The organism is Amycolatopsis dongchuanensis (assembly GCF_039542405.1).
Classification (GTDB): domain Bacteria; phylum Actinomycetota; class Actinomycetes; order Mycobacteriales; family Pseudonocardiaceae; genus Amycolatopsis_E; species Amycolatopsis_E sacchari.
In genome coordinates, this window is record NZ_BAABIB010000074.1 from 39,371 (window position 1) to 61,584 (window position 22,214).

Here is a 22,214-nt window from a genome sequence, read left to right on the forward strand (position 1 = left end):
CGTGTGCGATCCTGGATCGGTGGCGGAGATCGAGCGCGCCCGCCGGTTGCTGGGCCGGGTCACGGCGGGGATCCCGGAGTCGGCGAACCCGGTGACGCACGTGGCCGAGCAGCCGGCTCGGCGGGCCCGCTGCGTGGACTGGCCCGAGTGGGCCGACGCGGACGTGGTCGCCGCGCTCCGCAAGTGCGGGGTGGACCAGCCGTGGGCGCACCAGATCGAGGCCGCGTCCCTCGCGCACGCGGGTCGCAACGTCGTGATCTCGACCGGGACGGCGTCGGGCAAGTCGCTGGCGTACCAGCTGCCGGTGCTGTCGGACCTGGTCGAGGACGAGAAGGCGTGTGCGCTGTACCTGTCGCCGACGAAGGCGCTCGGTGCCGATCAGCTGCGTTCGGTGTCGGAGCTGGACATCGCGGGGGTGCGGGCGGCGTCCTACGACGGGGACACGCCGATGGCGGAGCGGGACTGGGTGCGGGCGCACGCGCGATGGGTGTTCACGAACCCCGACATGCTGCACCGCGGCATCCTTGCCTCGCACGCGCGGTGGTCGCGGTTGTTCCGGAAGCTGAAGTACGTCGTCGTCGACGAGTGCCACGGCTATCGCGGCGTGTTCGGGTCGCACGTGGCGTTGTTGTTGCGGCGGCTGCAGCGGGTGGCGCGGTATTACGGGTCGTCGCCGGTGTTCGTGCTGGCGTCCGCGACGACGGCTTCGCCCGCGGAGTTCGCGTCACGCCTGATCGGGCAGGATTGCGAGGCGGTGACCGAGGACGCCTCGCCGCGTGGGGCGCGGACGGTCGCGTTGTGGGAACCGCCGCTGCTGGAGGACTTTTCGGGGGAGAACGGGGCGCCGGTGCGCCGGTCCGCGGGTGCCGAGGCGGGACGGATCCTGGCGGAGCTGGTGGTGGAGGGCGCACGCACGCTGGCTTTCGTGCGGTCGCGGCGTGGCGCGGAGCTGACGGCGCTGGGTGCCAGACGGATTCTGTCCGAAGTGGACCCGGCGTTGGCGGAGCAGGTCGCGGCGTACCGCGCGGGTTTTCTGCCGGAGGAGCGCCGGAAGCTGGAGCGCGCGTTGCTGTCCGGTGAGCTGCTGGGCGTGGCGACGACGAACGCGCTGGAGCTGGGTGTGGACATCGCGGGGCTGGACGCGGTGGTGCTGGCGGGTTATCCGGGCACGCTCGCGTCGTTCTGGCAGCAGGCGGGTCGCGCGGGCCGGTCGGGTGACGAGGCGCTGGTGGTCTTCGTCGCGCGCGACGATCCGCTGGACACGTACCTGGTGCACCACCCGGCGGCGATCCTGGAGCGCCCGGTGGAGACGGCGGTGCTGGATCCCGCGAACCCGTACGTGCTGGCGCCGCAGCTGGCGTGTGCGGCGGCGGAGTTGCCGCTGACGGCGCAGGAGCTGGACACGTTCGGCGGTGAAGCGGCGCGTGGCGTGCTGGACGCGCTGGTGGCGGACAACGTGCTGCGTCGGCGGCCGAGTGGTTGGTACTGGACGTCGCGGGACAGGCCGCAGTACGAGGTCGACATCCGTGGATCCGGTGGGGACCAGATCGCGGTGGTCGAGGCGGACACGTCGCGGTTGCTGGGCACGGTCGACCCGGGTTCGGCGTGCGCGACGGTGCACCCGGGCGCGGTGTACCTGCACCAGGGGTCGTCGTACGTGGTGGACGAGCTGGATCTCGAGGCCGGGGTGGCGTTGGTGCACGCGGAGGACCCGGAGTGGACGACGTCGGCGCGCGAGCTGGCGGACATCAGCGTGCTGGCCGTGCAGGAGCGGGTGGACTACGGCGGCGTGACGGTCTGTCTCGGCGACGTGGCGGTGACTTCGCAGGTGGTGGGCTACCTGCGCCGCCGCCCGTCGGGGGAGATCCTGGACCAGGTGGCGCTCGACCTGCCCGCCCAGCGCCTGGAAACCCGCGCAGTCTGGTACACGATCTCGGATGAGCTCCTCGAGGGCGCCCGGATGGCGGCCGAGCCCGAGGCGGGAGCCGAGCCAGGGCGGCCGGTGACGGAAGCCGAGGCGGGACGGCCGGTGGCGGGAGCCGAGGCCCAGCGGCCGGTGGCGGGAGCCGAGGCGCGACGGGCGGTGGCGGCTGGGGAGGTGCGGGCTGGGGTGGCCGCGAGGCTCGCCGACGGGGTCGGCGAGGCGGCGAGTGGGAGTGGACAGGCTCCGGCTGGCGAGACGCTGGCTGGCAGCGGTGAAACTCCGGCCGGGAGCGGCGCCCGTGCGGTTGAAGCCAACCGACGTTCGGCGGGAATCGGCGGACTCGCGGCGGAGGACGGCGTACCTGCGGTCGCTGCGGGCACGGACCCGGCCGAGACCGGCGAGCGGCTGACGGGAACCGGCGAGCGTCCTATCGGAACCGGCGCGCGTTCGGCGGGGAACGGCGGGGATCCGGCCGAGACCGGGGCGCCTCCGGTGAGGACTGGCGGGGGAAGTGGCAGGACGCCGGGGGGCGCTGGGCTGGAGCCCGCGCGCATCCCCGGCGCCCTGCATGCCGCCGAGCACGCGGCGATCGGCCTGCTACCGCTCTTCGCTACGTGCGACCGCTGGGACATCGGCGGGGTGTCGACCGCGCTGCACGCTGACACCGGGGAGGCGACGGTGTTCGTGCATGATGGCCATCCCGGAGGCGCGGGATTCGCCGATCGCGGTTTTGCCGCTCTGGTCCCTTGGCTGGCCGCTACGCGGGAGGCCATTGTCTCCTGCGAGTGCCCGGCGGGATGCCCGTCCTGTGTGCAGTCACCGAAGTGCGGGAACGGCAACGACCCACTGGACAAGGCGGGGGCGGTGGCTGTACTGGACACCGTGCTCGGGGCGGTGCGTCAGCACGGGAGCCGGTACGGCCACGTGGAGGTTCAGGCCGCGGACACCGCCGCGACGAGCTGAGCCCGGTCCGCGGCAGCGGACTGGTCGAGAGCGCGGATGAGGACCGAGTGCACGACATCGGCCTCCGGCAGACGCCAGCTCCACACGTCGGGCCGGACGCGCCAGTGCACGACACCGTGCTGGAACGGGGTGGGCGGCAGCGGGATCCAGCTGCCCTCACCGTGCCACCGCACCTCACCGCTGGTGGCGAGCTGCTCGGGGAGGTTGCCTGCCACCGTGGTCAGGAACAGCCAGCGACCGTCCGGCGTCGCGACGATCGGCGCGGGGTGACCGGTCGCGCGGAGCAGACGCGCGGCGCGCTTGCCCAGCTCGACGTCGACCTCGACCGCGTCCAGCACCAAGCCCGTGCCGACCAGCAGGCTGTACGGGTTGCCGCTCCACCACTGCGCGACCTCGCCCGGGTGGGCGCCGAGCCGGTCGGCCCAGTCGTGGTGCACCGGCACCGGTCCCGACCACGCCTCGGCACCGGCCTCGTTCGCCGGAACCGTGCCGGGCAGCACCGGCCACCCGTGCCAGGCGAGTCCGATCGCCTCGGCACGCAGCTCGATGCGGAACGCGTCCCGCCAGCTATCCGACCAATCCGTGTCCAACATCCGTCAACAACTCCTCGTTCGCTCCACCGCCCGCGGTGGCTTTCTGATCTCAATAAACGGCAATTTGCAGAGTGCCGGAAGTGGGCGCTCGACAACCGGCCGCTCCGGAACGACGAGTGAACGTCGCACCACCGCCCGCGCTGAAGGCCCGCTGTCGATCACCGCGCGACGACCAACGGCATCGAGGCTTGTCCCCCGATCGTGAGCCATCACACACTTCTTCCTTGCCCTACAAGGGGTTTCACGCCCTCGACCACCACTCGTCCCGTTCGGCCACCCGACCGCTCGCCGCTCGGGACCGACCGTCCATCCGCTGCCGCGGTGATTCCGTTCGCCGCGGCAGATGCCGCTCATCGCGCCGCCGGTCCCGCCCTCGCCCGCGCCGAAAGGCTTCCCCAGGCGCCCGGTACGTCGGCCTCCACTTCGACGAGCGCATCCCACTCCTCGAAACGGCAGACGACGAGCCGGACCCCCATCCGCCTGCTCACGGCCTCCGCGGCCTGGCACGCGAGATCGCCTTGTTCGGCGCGTCCCGCCGCGGCGAGCGCCGCGAGATCCGCGGCCGCGGCGGCCTGGTGCCGGGTCACGATCACCGAGCCGAGCGAGAACAGCAGCCCCGCGGTGGCCACCAGCGCGGTGGTGGCCACCGCCGTCCAGACCGTCGCCACGCCCCTGTCATCCCGGAGCATCGGGAACTCCAGGCTCGAGCAGTGCGTAAGCGCGCCCCCGCAGGTGGACGCCGGGAAGCAGGCCGCCGATCGGTTCGGCCGCCACCTCGACCACGACCTCCTCTCCCGTCGCCTCGATGGTGATCCGCGCTCCCACGGGGGCGATCCGCGCCGCGGCCATCTCGGCGCCGGTCCGGTCTCCTCGGGCAGCGAGACGAGCCGCCTCACCTGCCGCGTCGGTGCACCGCACTTGCCCGACCACCGCGACGAGGCCGGCGAGCAGCAAACCGAACACGAGCGTCAGCGCGGTGAGAGCGATCGCTGCCTCGACGGTGACAGCGCCACGATCCCGCTCATGAGTCGCCGTTCCGGTCATCAGGTCTTCAACGACAGCGAACTCATGATCAGGTTGGTCAGGATCGAGACCACCGTGTCACCGCTCAGGATGCTGTAGAGGACTGCCGCTATCGCCGCCGCGGCCACGGTGCCGATCGCGTATTCGACGGTGCTCATCCCGTCGTCCGCCTTCGTGAAGGGGCGGAGCCAGCGACGCCACCAGCGGATCTTGCGCTGGCTGTGACGCCCGGTTGCCTGCCAGTACATGCCTGGGTCCTTTCCGTAGTTGTTCGAGTAGCGGTTGGTTCAGGTGAACTGGCTTACGAGCCCGAGTACGACCGGTGCCACCCCGAAGCAGAGGAAGGCGGGGAGGAAACACAGCGCGAGCGGCCCGGCGATGAGCACCCCGGCTCGCTGGGCCTTGGCCTCCGCCTCGTCAACCAGTGCGGCCCGGAGCCGGTCCGCCAGTTCTTCCGCGACATCCGCGAGCGCACTTCCCGAGCGCGCCGTGCGCTCAGCTGCTCTCGCGAGCTCCGCGGTGCCCGGACCGGCTCGCGCCGGCGCCCATGCTTCGGCGGGAGAGGCACCGAGGCGCAACAGGTTCGCGGTCGCTCGCAGAGCGTCGGCGTCGGGACCAGTCAGATCTCCGGTGACCGCGGACAACGCCGTCGGAATCGGCAGCCCCGCACGCAGACAGGCGGCGAACAGGTCCCACGTTCCTGCGAGGCACACGGGCCTGGACCGGCGCTTCCGCAGTCGAGGAAGACTCGAAGGCTTCGGGCGGCGGCCGAGAGACGACGTGTACTTCCTCCGTGCGGGCAGTACCAGCAGGGCAGCGGCCACGAGGGCGAGACTCGCGCTGTTCATCGCGCCACTCCAAGCCTCGTCAGACGCTCGCTCCAGACGACCCCGGCCAGGAGCAGTACCGAGCCGAGCATGAGGACGACCTGCCCCGGCGGGGTGGCGACGAGGACGTGCAGGGGATGCGCTCCGATCGCCTCTCCGAGCAGCACCCCGACCACGGGCAGGATCGCGAGTACGACGGCGCTGGCTCGTGGCCCAGCCATGTTCGCGTCGGCTCTCGTCATGAAGCGGGCCTGGGCGACGACGTCCCGCCGGACGGCGTCGAGCAACTCGGCGAGCGGCAGCCCGTGCCGCCGGCTGAGCGTCCAGGCTTGTGCGACCTGGTCGTGCGGTTCCGCGCCCCGAGGAAGGTCGACGGCGAACCGCGCCGAGACAGCCAGCGCACGCAACGCCGGCGCGACCGGGGCCGGAGCATCGCGGGCAGCTCGCTCGGCAGCGGTGACCGCCGAGACACCGCTGCGGAGCTCGGCCACGAGGGCCTGGAGCGCTTCTGCCATTGAATTCGCGGTCGTCACCTCGGCCCGGAATCGCTTCCGCGCCTTCCGGTGGCAGTGCACGGCCAGCACCAGCAATGCCGCTCCCACGCCGCCCACAGGCCCCGACAGCGCGACGACCGGCACCACCGCAAGTGCCACCAACCAGCGTCGATCCAGAGTGGCGGAGCGCCGACGCGGCTCGACGCGCGTGAGCGCGGCAAGGCGAGCTTTGGGCGGTCTGATCGCGGGCCACAGCAAAAGGGCGGCGGCCACACAAACCAGCATCACGTCCGGCATGACTCCCCCTCCGCTTCCTGGAGGAGCCCGCCCTGGCAGAAGCGGACTCCGCGGCCTTTCAGCAGGCTGGTCAGGAGAACTCGGCGCTTCGTCCAGCTGCCGTTCGACCAAACCGGCAGTACGCGGACATCGCCGTTGTCTTCCCGGGTCAGAACCCCGATTTCGGCCAGGCGCCTGCCGGCACCGTCCCGGCGCATGTGCAGGACCACCTGCACGGCCGCGGCGAGCTGGCTGTGCAGGGCATCGCGGGACAGACCTCCCAGTGCCGCCAACGCTTCGAGGCGAGCGGGCACCTCCGACGGAGAGTTCGCGTGTACGGTGCACGCGCCCCCTTCATGGCCCGTGTTGAGCGCGTTGAGCAACTCACAGACTTCACGTCCGCGGACCTCGCCGACCACCAGCCGATCCGGCCGCATGCGCAGCGCCTGCCGCACGAGATCGCGCAGGGTTATCTCACCGGCGCCCTCGATGTTGGGCGGACGGGCGATCAGACGGACGAATTGCGGGTGTTCCGGCTGCAACTCGCCCGCGTCCTCGACGGAAACGATGCGCTCCTGCGGCGCGACGGCGCCGAGCATGGCCGCCAGCAGCGTGCTCTTGCCCGCCCCGGTCGCGCCGGTGACCAGGAACGCCAGCCGGGTGTCGACGACGGCTTTGACTAGTGCGGCGCCCGCGGTGTCGAAGGTGCCGAGCGTCCTCAGTGTCTCGAGGTCGTGCACCGCGGGCCGCAGGACCCGGAGCGAGATGCACGTGCCATCCGCCGCCACGGGCGGTAGCACAGCGTGCAGGCGGACCCGTCCGCGTGGCCCGCTGCCGGGCAGCCAACCGTCCACATAGGGCTGCGCGTCGTCGAGCCTCCGGCCCGCCGCGAGCGCCAGCCGTTGTGCCAGCCTGCGAACAGCTTCCTCGTCGGGAAACCGGATATCCGTGCGCCGCAAGCCTTCCGGGCCGTCCGCCCACACCTCGTCAGGCGCTGTCACGAGCACGTCGGTGGTGCTTCCTTCGCTGAGCAAGGACTCCAGCGGGCCGACTCCGGTGAACTCGTGGCGAAGCACCCGGAGCGCGTCGAGCACTTCCCCGTGGCCGACCGGACGGCCGGCCTCCGCACGCACGGCTTCCGCGAGCGCCATCGGGTCCGTCGGGGCGCCGCTGCCCGCGAGCCGGAGACGGACGCGCTCCAGCAACTCCCCCTTCACGCCGCCACCTCGTGCGGGCGAGCCCATTGGCGTGCCGCCGCGAGCACGATCCGGGCGGCGGTGATCAGCGGGCTCCGCGGACGAGGCACGAACTCCCCGCGTTCCAAGTGACGGTCGAGGTACCGCTCCGGGGCCATCGACGTCAACAGGGGAATGCCGATGTGCTCGGCCGCGTCCTGCGGCATGAGCCCGTCCGGCGCGGGACCGCGGACCACGAGCCGTACCTTGTCCACGCCCAGTCCCTCGACCACACGCCGCGCGGCCGCACACGCCCGCACCTCGGCAGGCACCACGAGTGCGATCAGATCCGCCCGCTGGACGGCGGCCCTGCCCGCCGCGTTCAGGTGCCGTGGCAGATCGCAGACCACCGCCATCCCCGCGCGGCGACCTGCGTCCACAACGGACGCCACGGCCTGGCTCGTCGGCCCATCACCCTTGCGGTCACAGGAGACGAAGGGGAACCGCCCGAGCCGATGCCGGTGCTCGGGCAACGCCGAGCGCAGCGCCTCGATGGGAACGCGGCCGCCGTCGAAGCACAGCGCGGGCCAACGTGCGCCTTCCGCCGCGTCCGCCGCGAGCACGAGATCGAGCCCGCCACCCAGCTGGTCACAGTCGACCAGCAGCGCACCGTCCTGCCCGGCAGCCATGCCGAGCGCCGAGGCGAACACCGAAGCGCCCGCACCACCGCGACCGCCGATCACACCCACCACGCAACCACCCGGCACACCCGGCCCCTCCGCGACGTCGGCCAGCGCACCGACGAGTACCGGCTCGGCATCGGGCAGGGACAGCACCTCCTCCACTCCGGCCGCGAAAGCACTCGCCCAGGTACTTTTGCTCGGTTCGCCCTTCGTGACGAGGAAGACCTTCGCCCGCGGGGGCAATCCGACCTCGCCTTCCACGACCTCCTCGTCGATGAGCACCAACGGCGCCCTCGCCCACGCGGCGCCCGCCGAAGCCAGGTCCGGTGCGCGCTCGACGGCGCACCCCACCGCGGCGGCGAGCCGCAGGACTTCGTCGAGCAGTGCCTCGTCGGACACGATCACGAGCGGACGGACGTCGGTCATCGCTACCCCCAGGAAAGCGGTTCACGGGAAGGAAATCGAGTTGGGAACAGCCTTGCCCGGCGGAGCGGGGAAGGACAAGAAGGAGTTGGGCAGGCTGTGGACAACCGGGGTGTTGTGGACAACTCGCTGGATCGTGATTCACCCCGCACAGGATTCGCACTGATGGGCGAAATCAACAGGAGTGTCCCGACCAGGGAAGAGGCGACCCCCGCCAGGGGGGAGGGGCGGGGGTCGCCGGGGGTTCAGCCCCGGGGGGTCGGGCTGAACCAAGCCGGTGGATCACCGGTCGCCCCACTGTAACTCCGGGACCAGCGCCCGAGCGCCTTTCGGCAGACCCACAATTCGATAACGTCACCAGCAAACGTTTTCCAAGCGGGGTAACGGATTCACCCGCCGGGGCAAGCACCCGTCGTCACCTCACCGGCGCGCTGGCGGAAAGCTTCTATCCTGAACGGGTGGCAGAACCGACCAGCTCGCCGGCGAGCACAGGCCCCGTCGCGGCCTTCTTCGACCTCGACAAGACGATCATCGCGTCGTCCAGCGCGCTCGCCTTCAGCAAACCGCTGATGCGGCAGGGCCTCATCAGCAGGCGAGCCGCGCTGAAGAGCGCGTACGCACAGCTCGTCTTCTCGCTGTCCGGCGCGGACGAGGGCAGGACGGAGCGGATGCGCGCGGAGATCTCGGCGCTCTGCACGGGCTGGGACGTGGCCCAGGTTCGCGCGATCGTGAACGAGACGCTGCACGACATCGTCGATCCGCTCGTGTACGAGGAGGCCGCCGAGCTGATCGCGTCGCACAAGGCGCAGGGGCACGACGTGATCGTGCTGTCCGCCGCGGGCGAGGAGGTCGTCACGCCCATCGCGGACATGATCGGCGCCACCCGCAGCGTCGCGACGAGGATGGAGGTCGTCGACGGCCGGTACTCGGGTCAGGTCGATTTCTATTGCTACGGCGAGCAAAAGGCCGTCGCGGCGAAGCAGCTGGCCGCGGATCACGGCTACGACCTGTCGCGCTGCTTCGCGTACACGGACTCGAGCACGGACGTGCCCATGCTGGAGGTCGTCGGCAACCCGTTCGCGGTGAACCCGGATCGCGCGCTGCGACGGCTCGCGACCGAACGGAACTGGCCGATCCTGACCTTCGACAACCCGGTTTCCCTGCGGAACCGCATCCCCGCGCCGTCCGCCACGACACTCGCCGTCGGAGTCGGCCTGGGAGCGATGGCCGCGGCCGGCGTGACCTGGTACGGACTGGCCCGGCGCAAGCGCGGCGGCAGTCCAGAATAGTCGCTCAGCGTGCTCTCATCACCGAATCGAGTCTCTGTACCGGTGCACTCGACAGACCCCTTGAAGTGACCGCCATCACTGGGTACAAAGTGAGTGCGGACATCTTGTCGGCCAGGGAACGGGACGAAGATGAGCCCCGATCCACCCCGAAAGATCTCCGTGCGCGGACCTCCGGGCACCCACGCGCAGCGCGCCGCGGGAGGCTTGTCGTCGAGGGACTGCGTGCCGGGACGCCGGACGCCGAGTCCACGTAGGTACGACACGAGTTGCACGCTTGGTCACCCGAGTGGTCCGCGCCGGCGGGCGCCGCCGGCCTCACCGCCGGCGGCGCCCGCGCACGTTCGGGGGGTGGTTCCCCGACGCCCGGCGTTCCGCACGCCGCCGCACCGCAGGAACGCCGGGTCGGGGCCGAACCCCTTACCCCGAAACGGCGTACGCCGAAAGACATACGAGCGTTGACCTGCGTCCCGGCGAGTGAGTAGCTTCCCCGTACCGGCCGCTTCCGGTGGAATTATTTCCGCGGTGGCCGGCACTGGAGGGAGGCCGTTCGTGATCCGGAGGAACCATGCGCTCGCCGCGCTCGTCGCCGGTCTGCTCGTCGTGACCGGGGTCGGTGCCGCCGGACAGGCGGGTGCGCAACCGGGGGTTCCGGGTGTCGACCGGCAGGCCGCTGCCTTGCTGCGGGGGATGAGTCTCGAGGAGAAGGTCGGGCAGCTCTTCGTCGCCGACGTGTGGGGCAAGTCCGCGGACCAGGCCGACCCCGGCAACCGCACGAAGTACGGCGTCGACACCCCGGCCCAGGTGGTCGAGCGCTACCACCCCGGCGGGGTCATCTACTTCAACAACGCGGGTACGGACAACGTCGACGACCCCGTCCAGGTCGCGAAGCTGTCCAACGGCCTGCAGCGCGCGGCCCTGTCCTCCGGAGCGCGCCTGCCCCTGATCGTCTCGATCGACCAGGAGGGCGGCCGCGTCACGCGGATCGCCGCGCCGGCAACGGAGTACCCGGCGAACATGGCGGTCGGCGCGGGCCGCAGCGCCGAGGACGCCAGGCGGCTCGCCGCGATCAACGGGCACGAACTGCGTGCCATGGGGATCAACCAGGATTTCGCGCCGGACGCCGACGTGAACTCGAACCCGCTCAACCCGATCATCGGGTCCCGCTCGTTCTCGGCGGACCCCGCGCTGACCGGAGAGCTCGTCGCCGCCGAGGTCGAGGGGTACCAGGACGCCGGGCCCGCGACGCAGACCGTGTCCTCCGCGGCCAAGCACTTCCCCGGGCACGGTGACGCGGCGACGGACAGCCACACGGGCCTGCCGGTGATCAGCCGCACGGAGCAGCAGTGGCGGCAGATCGACCTGCCGCCGTTCCAGGCGGCCATCAAGTCGGGTATCGACGTGATCATGACCGCCCACATCACGGTGCCGAGCCTCGACCCGTCGGGAGAGCCGGCCACGCTGTCGAAGCCGATCATGACCGGCATCCTGCGGAACGAACTCGGTTACCAGGGTGTGGTGGTCACCGACTCGCTGCAGATGGCGGGCGTCCGGCAGCTGCACCCCGACTCGGAGATCCCCGTGCTGGCGCTCGAAGCGGGCGTGGACCAGATGCTGATGCCGCCGGACCTCGGGGTCGCGATCAACGGCGTGCTCGACGCGGTCAGGAGCGGCAGGCTCACCGAGCAGCGCATCGACCAGAGCGTGCTGCGCATCCTGGAACTCAAGATCAAGCGCGGCATCCTCGCCAAGCCACTGGTCAACGAGCGGGCGGTGAACCGCACGGTCGGCACACCCGAGCACCTGGCGGCGATCCAGCAGCTGACCGACCGCACCACGACCGTCCTGCGCAACGACGCCGGGCTGTTGCCGCTCAAGAACCCGGGCCGGATCCTGGTCGCGGGCTGGAACAACCCGAGCTATCCCGGTTATCCGGCGGAACCGGTCGCCACCCTGGCGAAGGAGCTCGGCGGCACGGCGGTGTCCACGGGTGCGAGCCCGACGGCGAGCCAGATCGACGAGGCGGTCTCCGCGGCGCAGCGGTCCGACACGGTGGTGGTCCTGACGAACGGGCTGCGGACGTCGACGGCGCAACAGGATCTGGTCCGGAGTCTGCTGGCTACCGGCAAACCCGTCGTCGCGGTCACCGTCCAGGAGCCGTACGACCCGGGTTATGCCGACGTGCCGACGTGGGTGGCGACGTATGACTGGCGCGACGTCACGATGCGTTCGCTGGCCATGGTGCTGCTCGGGAAGATCTCGCCGCAGGGCAAGCTGCCGGTGTCGATCCCGGCGGGCAGTGACGGGCGGACCGTCCTGTACCCCTTCGGGACGGGGCTGACGTGGTGAGCCTCAACCGTCGCGGGTTCCTCGCGGCAGGTGCCGTCGCGACCCCGTTGCTCGCCGGGGGTTCGGCGATCGCCGAAGCCGTTCCGCCCGGGGTGGTCCCGGCCGCCGATCAGCTCGCGGCACAGGGCTGGCGCAGGTTCGCGGGCCGCAAGGTCGGGGTGCTGTCCAATCCCACAGGCGTGCTGGCCGACTTCACCCACATCGTCGACTCGATGGTTGCGGCGGGAGTCCGTCCGGCCGCGGCTTTCGGTCCCGAGCACGGCTTCCGGGGCAGCGCCCAGGCAGGTGGTTCGGAGGGCAACTACACCGACCCCCGCACGGGAATCCCGGTGTACGACGCGTACGGCGCCAGCGCGGACAGCCTCGCGGCGATGTTCACCAAGGCCGAGGTGGACACGATCGTCTTCGACATCGCCGATGTGGGTGCCCGCTTCTACACCTACATCTGGTCCATGTACACGGCGATGGTCGCCGCGGCTCGCGTCGGCGCCACCTTCGTCGTCCTCGACCGGCCGAACCCGGTCGGCGGCACGGCGCTCGGGCCGATGCTCGATCCCCGGTTCGCTTCCGGGGTGGGCCTGCAGCCGATCGTGCAGCAGCACGGGATGACGGTCGGTGAGCTCGCCCGGTTCTTCACCGGTGAATTCCTGCCGTCCGCGGACCTCGACCTGGAGGTCGTGGGGGTTCGCGGGTGGCGGCGCGACATGCTGTTCGGCCAGACAGGGCTCAAGTGGATCCCGCCGAGCCCGAACATGCCCACCCCGGACACCGCGCTCGTGTACCCCGGGCTCTGCCTGTTCGAGGGCACCCTGTTCTCCGAAGGACGCGGCACCACCCGTCCGTTCGAGATCATCGGTGCGCCGGGCGTCGACTGGCGGTGGCGGGACGCTCTTTCCGCGTTGCACCTGCCTGGCGTCGAGTTCCGCGAGACCTACTTCGTGCCCACGTTCGGCAAGTTCGTCAACGAGACCTGTGGGGGCGTACAGCTGACGGTCACCGAGCCGCACTCGTTCGACGCCATCCGCACAGCCGTGGCGATGCTGGTGACCGCGAAGAAGCTGCACCCCGACCTGTTCGGCTGGCGGCCGGACCTGGCGATCGACAAGCTGTCCGGCTCCGGCCGGCTGCGCACGATGATCGACGCGGGTGCCGGGGTGGACGAGGTCGTCGGGTCGTGGCAGGCCGAGCTGGCGGGGTTCGTGAGCCGCCGACGGCCCTACTTGATCTACTGGTGAGGTTGTCATGCGTATCGGCAAACTCGTGGTCGCGCTGTTCGTCGCGGCCCTGACCCTGCCAGGAGCGAGCGCCATCGCCGAGGTGCACCAGCCGTGGGTGGGCCGGTTCGACCGGCCGCAGCAGGGCTTCGCGCCCGCCAACACCGTCTTGCGGCCGGGTGCGCCCGCGGAGGTCGGTCTCGACGGGGCCCCGATCCACGCGGCCGAGCAGTTCCTGGAGAACTGGACGCAAAGCGATCGCGAGACAGGGCATCCGCGCTTCTCCGGCGCCGTGGGGCTCCTGGCGCACGACGGGGTGATCGTCGACCAGTACGCGACGGGGCAGGCGTTGCGCTACGCCGACGCCGCGGGCACCGAACTTCCTGCCGCACAACAGGTGCCGATGCGCCCCGACACGATCTTCGACATGGCGTCGATCACCAAGCTCTTCACGTCGATCGCCGTGATGCAGCTGGTCGAGTCCGGTCAGGTCGACCTCTCCGCGCCGGTGGCGCGTTACCTGCCCGAGTTCGCGGCGAACGGCAAGCAGGACGTCACGGTGCAGCAGCTGCTGACCCACACGTCCGGGCTCGACGCCGACCCCAGTCCTTCGCTCTGGCAGGGGTACGCCGACATCCCCGCGCGCCGGAAGGCGGTGCTCGACAGCCCGCTCGTGCACCCGCCCGGTACCGCGTACCTGTACTCCGACATCAACCTGATGACGCTGGGGTTCCTGGTCGAGCAGCTCACGGGTTCGCCGCTGGACAAGGTGGTGCACGACCGCATCACGCAGCCGCTGGGCATGACCGACACCGGTTACAACCCGCCGGCGAGCAAGCTCGACCGGATAGCCGCGACCGAGTACGAGACGAACCCGCCGCGTGGCCTCGTGCGGGGGCAGGTCCACGACGAGAACGCGTGGGCACTCGGGGGCGTGTCCGGGCACGCCGGCATCTTCTCCACCGCAGGGGACATGGCGGTGCTCGGACAGGCGATCCTCAACGGCGGCAGCTACCGGGATGCGCGCATCCTGCGCCCGGAGACCGTGCAGCAGATGCTGACGAACCACAACCAGGCCTTCCCGGGGAACGAGCACGGCCTCGGGTTCGAGCTGGACCAGATGTTCTACATGGGCGCCTTGTCCTCGCCGGTGACGGCGGGGCACACCGGGTTCACCGGGACGACGTTCGTGCTGGATCCGGAGTCGCGGTCGATCGCGATCCTGTTGACCAACCGGGTGCACCCCTCGCGGAACTGGGGGTCGATCAACCTGGCCCGCGAGACCTGGGCGACGGCGCTCGCCAAGGCGATGGCGGTCGAGCCCGTGCACGGGCCGGAGGCGTGGTTCAGCGGTCTGGGCAATTCGAGCACCGGCACCCTGACGACACCGGTGTTACAGCCCCCTGGCGCGACGCGGGTCGAATTCGACGCCTTCGTCGACACCGAAGCCACGGATCCGCTCGTTCTGGAGGCCAGCGAAGACGGCGTTACATGGCAAGCGGTGCCGTTACACGCCGCTGGTCGTGGCGCTCCGCCCGGCACGGTCACGTCTTTGAGCGGACACGGGCATCGATCTTGGTGGCGGGTGACGGCAGAAGTACCGGCGTCCGCCCGGGTGATTCTTCGCTGGCGCTACACCACGGACACCTCCTACACCGGCCGGGGCGTCGCTGTGGACGGTGTCCGAATAACCAGCAACAACAGCACTCTGTTGGATGACGAAGCGCGCTCTACGTCACTCTCAGCGATCGGCTGGGTGCGAAACTCACGCTAGCCGAGATCGGGATTTCGAGCCGGAAGCGGCTTACCATGCGGCCGGGCGTCCTCTAGCACTGGACGAACGGGCGGGCTACCGACGATCGTCGGCTGTTTCGGGAACCACAACAAGTTGCCAAGTCGTTAACAACTCGACGTTAACAACTTTGACCTGGTTGGCGACTTTCTGGGCAACTGAGTCAGCGCAGCTCGGCCGTGCAGGGGCGGGCGAGTTGCGATCATCCCGAAGGATGTGGGTAGCCTTGTCTCAAATGCCTACGGTTGGTAACTTTCCCACGGAGTCGGGTACCGATTCCGTAACCGCGTCGGCACCGACGGAAGCGATTCCCGCAGGCAGAGAGCCTGAAAGCAGCCCGTTGGTGCGGATTCGGTCGCTTCTGCCCGGTTTGGCCCGTGCCGAGCAGCGGGTGGCGAAGGTCGTGCTCGACGACCCGTCGGCCGTGGCCCGCCGGAGCATCACCGAGGTCGCGCTCGCGGCGAACACGAGCGAAACCACAGTCACCCGATTCTGCAAGGCCGTCGGCGTCGGTGGTTACCCGCAGTTACGCATCGCTCTCGCTGCCGACACCGCCCGGACCGAGGCGCGGTCGACCAGGAACCTGGGCGGGGAGATCGGCGTGGACGACGACCTCGCCGCGGTCGTCGGCAAGGTCAGCTTCGCCGATGCCCGTGCCGTCGAGGAGACCGCCGACCAGCTCGACATCGCGACGCTCGAGCACGTGATCGAGGCGCTCGCCGAGGCCGGCCGCGTGGACGTCTACGGCGTGGGCGCGAGCGCCTTCGTCGCGGCCGACCTGCAGCAGAAGCTGCACCGCATCGGACGCGTGTCCTTCGCGTGGTCCGACACGCACATCATGCTCACCTCGGCGGCGGTCCTCCGCCCCGGCGACGTCGCGATCGGCGTTTCCCACACCGGCGCGACCACCGACACGGTCGAGGCACTGCGGGTCGCGCGTGAGCACGGTGCCACCACCGTCGCGCTGACCAACTTCCCGCGCTCCCCGATCACCGAGGTCGCGGACTACGTGCTGACCACGGCCGCGCGGGAAACCACGTTCCGTTCCGGCGCGACCGCGAGCCGCATCGCGCAGCTGACGGTCATCGACTGCCTGTTCATCGGTGTGGCCCAGCGCCACATGGAGGCCGCTTCCCAGGCGCTGGACGCCACCAGGGAAGCGGTCGGCGCGCACCGGCTCGGCGTGCGGCCGGACGGCAGGAGGCGTCCCCGTGAAACCGGTAAGTGAGCAGAACTGAAATGAGGCGCATGATGACGGTGCCGAGTCAGGTAGTGCACGTCGATTCCCCGACCGAGCAACGCAATCCCCGGACGACAGACATCGACCGCCTGCCGACTCGCGAGATCCTCAGCGTGATCAACGCCGAGGACCGCCGGGTGCCCGAAGCCGTCGCCGCGGTGCTGCCGCAACTCGCGGACGCCGTGGACTACGCGGTGGAGGCGCTGCGGAACGGGCACCGCGTGCACTACGTCGGCGCTGGTACGTCAGGGCGGCTCGCCGTCCTGGACGCCGCCGAACTCGTGCCGACCTACAACGTGCCGGAGGACTGGTTCGTCGCGCACCACGCCGGTGGCGCGCAGGCGCTGCAGCGCGCGGTGGAGAACGCCGAGGACGACGCGAAGGCAGGCGCCGAGGAGCTTTCGGCGTCGGTCGAGCCGGGTGATTTCGTGCTCGGGCTGACCGCGTCCGGGCGCACCCCGTACGTGCTGGGCGCGTTGCTCGCCGCGCACCGCAAAGGTGCGCACACCGCGCTCGTGTCCGGCAACCCGCGGGCGATGCGCCCTGCCGGGGTGGAAGTGCTGATCGCGGTCGACACCGGGCCTGAGGTGATCGCCGGTTCCACGCGGATGAAGGCGGGGACGGCGCAGAAGCAGATCCTCACGGCGTTTTCGACGGCGACGATGGTGAAGCTCGGCCGGACGTATTCGAACCTGATGGTGAGCATGCGCGCCACGAACGCGAAGCTGCGCGGCCGGACGCTGCGCATCCTCCGGGAGGCGACGGGCGCGGGCGAACGCGAATGCGCCGACGCACTCGCCCAGGCGGACGGTGATCTCAAGGTGGCGCTGATGCACCTGCTGTGCGGAGTGGACGCCCCCACGGCGACCGCGATGCTCGCGGCGAGCGGTGGCCACGTCCGCGAAGCGGTCGACGCCTGCGCGGCCTGCTCGGCGTAGCACTTCCCGGACCGCGGCTCGCGGGTCGCGGTCCCGGAAAGCGCTTTCTCGATCACGCTCGCGTACGGCGGCGGATGGGGGCGGAACCCGTACTGAAACCGCTCTTGAACATGGGGGCCGGGTGGCGCAAGCTACCGCGTCAGGGCACTTCTTGAGGCGATCGGTGTCTGCCGCGAAAGCGCCCTCCTCGTCCCTGGATTTCGCTGTACCTTCCAAACGAAGATGCGTAACGGCTGTCAACTCCCGTGCGACTGGATCAGCACAACCAGCTTGCACATGGCCTGGGGGTTTGCGTGGCGCGAATGTGGGATTGCCCGAAGTGCGGACACTATTGCGCAGAAGCGGTGTGTTGCCACTGTCTGGGTGATGGACAACGGAATCTCGCCGGTGAAAAGGTGAGCGGTCGCCGCGGGTCAGTCGCGCTTGAGTTGAATGCGACGCTTCACCCGAAGCATCACCTCGGGGAACGTGTGGGCCGCTACCTTCCCGGTACTACAGCTGCCGAGAATCAAGCCAGGGCGAGAAACCGACGCAAGGGCAGTCGCAAAGGCGGCAAAGCCAAGCGGACGGTTGTCGGGCGGGCTCTGTTGAAGCCGCACTCGTCCACCAATTCCCGGACGAAATGGATCACTGCCGTCAAGGGCATCACGTCCGTCGTGACGAACCCGGTGGGCAACGGGAAGCGACGCTGACTCTCCTCGACTGAGCCCAACCCCGGGCGTCAACTCGCGGCTTCGGCGATGCCGCGTGCCTCCCGGGCGCCCTTCTCCATCGCCTCGCAGCAGAACAGGAGCCAGCCGCGCACCCCGTCCGGCTCGCCCGATGCGAACGCCTCCGCGGCGGCCCGGTACTGGGACAGGCGCCGCAGGCAAGCCACCTCGGGCACGGACAACGACTTCGGGTCCGCACCGGTCGCGACCATCGTCAGGCGGGCCGCGGCCCTGGCGATCACCCCGTCGGCCGTGCCGAACGGGCTCAACGCCAGCAGTTCACCGTGCACGACGGCCGCCTGCAGCGGACCGGGCACCGACGTCGCCCCGGTCACCAGCTGCGACAGCAACTCCAGCCGCGCTCCGGCACCCGGCCGCGGGCGACCGAGATCGCCTGCGGACTCCACCAGGTCCGCCGCCGCCAGTACGTGCATCCGCGCCAGCGCCTGGCCCGGCGCTCGGCGCCACGTCGGCAGCAGCGACTCCAGCGCCTCCGCCACCCGCAACGCCCCGGCGAGCACCGGGTCCTTCACCGCGGCGTCCGCGGGGATTTCCGGGTCCGCACCGTCGATCGCGGCCGAGGCACGCGCCGCCCGCACCGATGCTTCGGCCGCCGTCGCCGAGCCGCCGCGCAGGTTGGCCGGGTGGCGGTGCACCGCGAACACCGCGTCCTGCGCCGCCTTGACCGCTTCCGCGACGCCGTCGAGCTCCAGCAGCGGCGCCAGTGGATCACTCACGCGTCCAGCACCTGTCCCTCGCGCCGCACCACCGGCGGCTCCTTCGACCAGGCGAAGTTGATCCACTTGTCCGTCCGCCGCCACACGTACTCGCACTGCACCTGCGAGTGCGGCTTCTCGTAGATCACCGCGCAGCGCACCTCGGCGACGTGGTCGGCGCAGAAGTCACGCACCAGCTTCAGCGTCGCACCGGTGTCCGCCACGTCGTCCGCCACCAGGACCTTCGCGCCGGCCAGGTCGACCGCGTTCGGCACCGGCGGCAGCATCACGGGCAGGTCGAGCCGCTGGTCGACGCCCGTGTAGAACTCCACGTTCATCACGTGCAGGTTCTTCACGTCCAGCGCGTACCCCAGCGCACCGGCGACGAACAGCCCGCCGCGCGCGATCGACAGGATCAGGTCGGGCTCGTACCCACTGTCCGCGATCGCCTGCGCCAGCTCCTTGCTGGCCGACCCGAACAACTCCCAGGTCAGCTCTTCCCGCTCCGCCATTCGCCCTCCTCGCGGCCACCGATCACCGCGAGCATATGTCCCGGCAGAATGGCCTGCCGCACAACGCCGAAAGCACTGTTTCAGCACGGCCACTTGCGGTGGCAGGCGTGCGAGGATGGGCGTGAACCAGGGGCGAAAGAGCAGGTCGCGCGGCCTGCTCGGCTGCACCCTTTCGCGCTGCGTACTAACGTCGCTACCGTGCTTCCGGCGTCAGCCACAGATCCGTAACTTCAGGAGGCCGTGCACCATGACAGAGCAGTCCCCCGGATTGTCCAACCTGCTCACGGAGAACCGGACATTCCCCCCGAGTGCGGAGTTCGCCGCGCAGGCGAACGCCACCGCCGAGTGGTACGAGCGTGGGGACGCCGACCGGGAAGCGTTCTGGGCGGAGCAGGCGGAGCGGTTGACGTGGGACACGAAGTGGTCCCGGGTGCTGGACTGGTCCGGTGCCCCGTTCGCGAAGTGGTTCGTGGGTGGCAAGCTGAACGTGGCCTACAACTGTGTGGACCGGCATGTCGAGGCCGGGCACGGGGACCAGGTCGCCATCCACTGGGTCGGCGAACCGGGCGACACCCGCGACATCACCTACGCCCAGCTCAAAGACGACGTCTCCCGCGCCGCGAACGCCCTGCTGTCGCTGGGGGTCAAGGCCCATGACCGGGTCGCGATCCAGCTGCAGATGATCCCCGAGGCGATCGTGGCGATGCTGGCCTGCGCCCGCATCGGCGCCCTGCACAGCGTGGTGTTCGGCGGGTTCTCCCCCGCCGCGCTGCGCTCCCGCGTGGACGACGCCGCCGCCAAGATCGTCATCACCTCCGACGGGCAGTTCCGCCGCGGCAAGGCCGCCCCGATGAAGGCCAACGTCGACCAGGCCCTGGAGGGCGCCGAGTCGGTGGAGAAGGTCATCGTGGTGCGCCGCACCGGCGAGGACGTCCCCATGGACCCCGAACGGGACGTGTGGTGGCACGACCTGGTCGACGCCCAGTCCCCCGAGCACACGCCGGAGGCGTTCGACTCCGAACACCCGCTGTTCATCCTCTACACCTCCGGCACCACCGGCCGCCCCAAGGGCATCCTGCACACCTCCGGCGGCTACCTCACCCAGGTCGCCTACACCCACCACGTCGTGTTCGACCACAAACCCGGCCGCGACGTCTACTGGTGCACCGCCGACATCGGCTGGGTCACCGGGCACTCCTACATCGTCTACGGGCCCCTGGCCAACCGCGTCACCCAGGTCGTCTACGAAGGCACCCCCAACACCCCCCACGAGGGCCGGCACTGGGAGATCATCCAGAACTACAAGGTCTCCATCTACTACACCGCCCCCACCCTGATCCGCACGTTCATGAAATGGGGCGACGACATCCCCGCCCAGTACGACCTGTCCTCGCTGCGGGTGCTGGGGTCGGTGGGTGAGCCGATCAACCCCGAAGCCTGGATCTGGTACCGCGAACACATCGGCGCCGGCAAAGCCCCGGTGGTCGACACCTGGTGGCAGACCGAAACCGGGGCGATCATGATCTCCCCGCTGCCCGGGGTCACCGCGACCAAGCCCGGTTCCGCGCAGACCCCGCTGCCCGGCATCTCGGCGATCGTCGTGGACGACACCGGCAAGGAGGTCCCGCACGGCGGCGGCGGTTACCTGGTGCTGGACAAGCCGTGGCCGTCGATGCTGCGCGGCATCTGGGGCGACGACGAGCGCTTCAAGGAGACCTACTGGTCCCGTTTCGCCGACCAGGGCTACTACTTCGCCGGTGACGGCGCGAAGTACGACGACGACGGCGACATCTGGCTGCTGGGCCGCGTGGACGACGTGATGAACGTGTCCGGCCACCGCATCTCCACCACCGAGGTCGAGTCGGCGCTGGTCTCGCACCCGACCGTCGCCGAGGCCGCCGTGGTCGGCGCGACCGACCCCACCACCGGGCAGGGCATCGTCGCGTTCGTGATCCTGCGCGGCAACGCGGTCGACGGCGGCGAGGAAGCCGTGCAGGAACTGCGCAACCACGTCGCGAAGGAGATCGGACCGATCGCCAAACCGCGGCAGATCATGGTCGTGCCCGAGCTGCCCAAGACCCGCTCCGGCAAGATCATGCGCCGCCTGCTGCGTGATGTGGCCGAAAACCGCCAGATCGGCGACGTCACCACCCTCGCCGACAGCTCCGTCATGGACCTCATCTCCGCCGGGCTGAAGTCCGGCAAGAGCGAGGACTGACCCCGGCACGACGAAGGCCCCCTTCCCCCCGCGCGGGGAAGGGGGCCTCGCTGTTTCCTTGGATCGCTCAGCCGGTCACGTCGAGGTGTGCCTTGACCGGGGTCGGCGTCGGCGCCTTGCCGTTGGCGGTCGGCTTGTCACCCGCCGGCGCGGAGCCGCCGTTGGACGGCGAAGCGCTCGGCTTGGACGACGGCTTCGTCGTCTTGGACGTGGTCTCGGTGGGCTTGGTGGTGGGGGTGTCGCCGTCCCCGCCGCCGTTGTCGTCGTCACCCGGGTAGCAGGTGGCGGAGGCCAGCTCGATCTTCTGGACGCCGTCGACGTTGATCGACAGGGCGGTCACCGTGACCGAACCGTCCTTGTGCGTGACCTGCTTGTTGACCTCGACCGACAGCAGGCCGGGGACCTTGATCGCGGTGTTCGGCGGCACCGCGACACCGAGGTTGATGTCGCCGATCTTCGCCTTCGCCAACGACGAGGTGGCCTTGCCGTTCTCGCACTCGGCCTCGATCGCCGACGCGCTCAGCAGCGGCTTGCCGACACCGAGCCCGACGCTGACGTCGAGGATGCTGGCCTTCGCGGTGCCCGCGCCGGCCTGCGCGTTGAGCGCTCGCAGGTCCACCAGCGACGCCGGCAGGCGCAGCCGCGCGACGGACTCCTGCGAGAAGCCGTCCTCGTCGTTGACCGACGGGGTGGGCTTGATCGTGAGCAGGCCGGTCGCCGAGATGGCGAAGGCGGAGTTCACGCCGTCCGTGGTCCGCGTCGTCGCACCGGCGGCGGGAGCGAGCACGGTCCCCGCGACGAGCAGGGCCGACAGCGCGCCGATGCCCCCGGCAACGGCCTTCTTCCTGGACAAGTGTT

19 protein-coding genes are annotated in these 22,214 nt (G+C 70.3%); 8 read left to right on the forward strand and 11 right to left on the reverse strand.

Features of this window, described 5'->3' with window-relative positions:
- Positions 1-19 precede the first annotated feature (19 nt).
- Entirely contained in the window at positions 20-2,887 is a 2,868-nt protein-coding gene (locus ABFX51_RS17400; RefSeq protein WP_346054254.1) for a DEAD/DEAH box helicase, read from the forward strand.
- Here the strand turns inward: ABFX51_RS17400 and ABFX51_RS17405 are convergent.
- The 8 genes from ABFX51_RS17405 to ssd all read right to left on the reverse strand — a co-directional run bounded on the left by ABFX51_RS17405 (position 2,857) and on the right by ssd (position 8,384).
- On the reverse strand, positions 2,857-3,480 hold the full coding sequence (locus tag ABFX51_RS17405) for a bifunctional DNA primase/polymerase (RefSeq protein ID WP_091515872.1): 624 nt from the start codon (positions 3,478-3,480) through the stop codon (positions 2,857-2,859). The genes ABFX51_RS17400 and ABFX51_RS17405 overlap by 31 nt on opposite strands.
- A 350-nt stretch (positions 3,481-3,830) precedes the next feature.
- The gene (locus ABFX51_RS17410) at positions 3,831-4,169 is read right to left on the reverse strand and encodes an Rv3654c family TadE-like protein (RefSeq protein WP_091515874.1); all 339 of its coding nucleotides are present in this window, start codon (positions 4,167-4,169) and stop codon (positions 3,831-3,833) included.
- Positions 4,156-4,524, reverse strand: a complete 369-nt coding sequence (locus tag ABFX51_RS17415; RefSeq protein ID WP_091515876.1) for a TadE family type IV pilus minor pilin — start codon at positions 4,522-4,524, stop codon at positions 4,156-4,158. The genes ABFX51_RS17410 and ABFX51_RS17415 overlap by 14 nt, the downstream gene beginning before the upstream one ends.
- Complete coding sequence (locus tag ABFX51_RS17420) at positions 4,524-4,751, reverse strand: DUF4244 domain-containing protein (protein WP_091515878.1); 228 nt, start codon at positions 4,749-4,751, stop codon at positions 4,524-4,526. Before ABFX51_RS17420 ends, ABFX51_RS17415 begins: the two co-directional genes overlap by 1 nt.
- Before the next feature lie 39 nt (positions 4,752-4,790).
- A complete protein-coding gene (locus ABFX51_RS17425) occupies positions 4,791-5,216 on the reverse strand; it encodes a type II secretion system F family protein (RefSeq protein WP_425425887.1) in 426 nt (141 codons plus the stop codon).
- A 131-nt stretch (positions 5,217-5,347) separates the two neighbouring features.
- Positions 5,348-6,121, reverse strand: a complete 774-nt coding sequence (locus ABFX51_RS17430; protein WP_091515883.1) for a type II secretion system F family protein — start codon at positions 6,119-6,121, stop codon at positions 5,348-5,350.
- On the reverse strand, positions 6,109-7,317 hold the full coding sequence (locus ABFX51_RS17435) for a TadA family conjugal transfer-associated ATPase (RefSeq protein WP_091515886.1): 1,209 nt from the start codon (positions 7,315-7,317) through the stop codon (positions 6,109-6,111). The genes ABFX51_RS17430 and ABFX51_RS17435 overlap by 13 nt, the downstream gene beginning before the upstream one ends.
- The gene (gene ssd / locus ABFX51_RS17440; RefSeq protein ID WP_091515888.1) at positions 7,314-8,384 is read right to left on the reverse strand and encodes a septum site-determining protein Ssd; all 1,071 of its coding nucleotides are present in this window, start codon (positions 8,382-8,384) and stop codon (positions 7,314-7,316) included. The genes ABFX51_RS17435 and ssd overlap by 4 nt, the downstream gene beginning before the upstream one ends.
- A 455-nt stretch (positions 8,385-8,839) precedes the next feature.
- Between ssd and ABFX51_RS17445 the strand changes: the two genes are divergently transcribed.
- From ABFX51_RS17445 to ABFX51_RS17470, 6 genes are all read left to right on the forward strand, one after another.
- Positions 8,840-9,670: an HAD family hydrolase gene (locus ABFX51_RS17445; protein ID WP_091515891.1), complete on the forward strand. Its 831-nt coding sequence runs from the start codon at positions 8,840-8,842 to the stop codon at positions 9,668-9,670.
- Positions 9,671-10,219: 549 nt separating this feature from the next.
- Entirely contained in the window at positions 10,220-12,016 is a 1,797-nt protein-coding gene (locus ABFX51_RS17450; RefSeq protein WP_245783405.1) for a glycoside hydrolase family 3 protein, read from the forward strand.
- Positions 12,013-13,251: an exo-beta-N-acetylmuramidase NamZ family protein gene (locus tag ABFX51_RS17455; RefSeq protein ID WP_091515944.1), complete on the forward strand. Its 1,239-nt coding sequence runs from the start codon at positions 12,013-12,015 to the stop codon at positions 13,249-13,251. Before ABFX51_RS17450 ends, ABFX51_RS17455 begins: the two co-directional genes overlap by 4 nt.
- 7 nt (positions 13,252-13,258) lie before the next feature.
- On the forward strand, positions 13,259-15,004 hold the full coding sequence (locus ABFX51_RS17460; protein WP_091515896.1) for a serine hydrolase domain-containing protein: 1,746 nt from the start codon (positions 13,259-13,261) through the stop codon (positions 15,002-15,004).
- Between the two features lie 253 nt (positions 15,005-15,257).
- Positions 15,258-16,250, forward strand: a complete 993-nt coding sequence (locus ABFX51_RS17465; RefSeq protein ID WP_177228982.1) for a MurR/RpiR family transcriptional regulator — start codon at positions 15,258-15,260, stop codon at positions 16,248-16,250.
- 20 nt (positions 16,251-16,270) lie between these two features.
- A complete protein-coding gene (locus ABFX51_RS17470; protein WP_091515899.1) occupies positions 16,271-17,200 on the forward strand; it encodes an N-acetylmuramic acid 6-phosphate etherase in 930 nt (309 codons plus the stop codon).
- Positions 17,201-17,921: 721 nt separating this feature from the next.
- Here ABFX51_RS17470 and ABFX51_RS17475 read toward each other — a convergent pair.
- Positions 17,922-18,647 carry a Fic family protein gene (locus ABFX51_RS17475; protein WP_346054255.1) on the reverse strand — a complete coding sequence of 242 codons (726 nt, stop codon included), beginning with the start codon at positions 18,645-18,647 and terminating at the stop codon, positions 17,922-17,924.
- A complete protein-coding gene (locus ABFX51_RS17480; protein WP_091515907.1) occupies positions 18,644-19,138 on the reverse strand; it encodes a phosphoribosyltransferase in 495 nt (164 codons plus the stop codon). Before ABFX51_RS17480 ends, ABFX51_RS17475 begins: the two co-directional genes overlap by 4 nt.
- Positions 19,139-19,385: 247 nt before the next feature.
- Between ABFX51_RS17480 and acs the strand changes: the two genes are divergently transcribed.
- Positions 19,386-21,356 (forward strand): acetate--CoA ligase, encoded by a 1,971-nt coding sequence (gene acs / locus ABFX51_RS17485; protein ID WP_346054256.1) that lies wholly within the window; start codon positions 19,386-19,388, stop codon positions 21,354-21,356.
- 67 nt (positions 21,357-21,423) lie between these two features.
- On the opposite strand, the gene ABFX51_RS17490 is transcribed toward acs, so the two are convergent.
- A complete protein-coding gene (locus ABFX51_RS17490) occupies positions 21,424-22,209 on the reverse strand; it encodes a choice-of-anchor P family protein (protein ID WP_091508388.1) in 786 nt (261 codons plus the stop codon).
- Positions 22,210-22,214 lie beyond the last annotated feature (5 nt).

What these genes read in the sequence shown, in the direction of transcription:
- acs (WP_346054256.1), top strand. Translation starts at nt 19,386, where the DNA reads ATGACAGAGCAGTCCCCCGGATTGTCCAACCTGCTCACGGAGAACCGG.
- ABFX51_RS17460 (WP_091515896.1), top strand. Translation starts at nt 13,259, where the DNA reads ATGCGTATCGGCAAACTCGTGGTCGCGCTGTTCGTCGCGGCCCTGACC.
- ABFX51_RS17465 (WP_177228982.1), top strand. Translation starts at nt 15,258, where the DNA reads ATGCCTACGGTTGGTAACTTTCCCACGGAGTCGGGTACCGATTCCGTA.
- ABFX51_RS17430 (WP_091515883.1), bottom strand. Translation starts at nt 6,121, where the DNA reads ATGCCGGACGTGATGCTGGTTTGTGTGGCCGCCGCCCTTTTGCTGTGG.
- ABFX51_RS17410 (WP_091515874.1), bottom strand. Translation starts at nt 4,169, where the DNA reads ATGCTCCGGGATGACAGGGGCGTGGCGACGGTCTGGACGGCGGTGGCC.
- ABFX51_RS17420 (WP_091515878.1), bottom strand. Translation starts at nt 4,751, where the DNA reads ATGTACTGGCAGGCAACCGGGCGTCACAGCCAGCGCAAGATCCGCTGG.
- ABFX51_RS17415 (WP_091515876.1), bottom strand. Translation starts at nt 4,524, where the DNA reads ATGACCGGAACGGCGACTCATGAGCGGGATCGTGGCGCTGTCACCGTC.
- ABFX51_RS17470 (WP_091515899.1), top strand. Translation starts at nt 16,271, where the DNA reads ATGATGACGGTGCCGAGTCAGGTAGTGCACGTCGATTCCCCGACCGAG.
- ABFX51_RS17480 (WP_091515907.1), bottom strand. Translation starts at nt 19,138, where the DNA reads ATGGCGGAGCGGGAAGAGCTGACCTGGGAGTTGTTCGGGTCGGCCAGC.
- ssd (WP_091515888.1), bottom strand. Translation starts at nt 8,384, where the DNA reads ATGACCGACGTCCGTCCGCTCGTGATCGTGTCCGACGAGGCACTGCTC.
- ABFX51_RS17405 (WP_091515872.1), bottom strand. Translation starts at nt 3,480, where the DNA reads ATGTTGGACACGGATTGGTCGGATAGCTGGCGGGACGCGTTCCGCATC.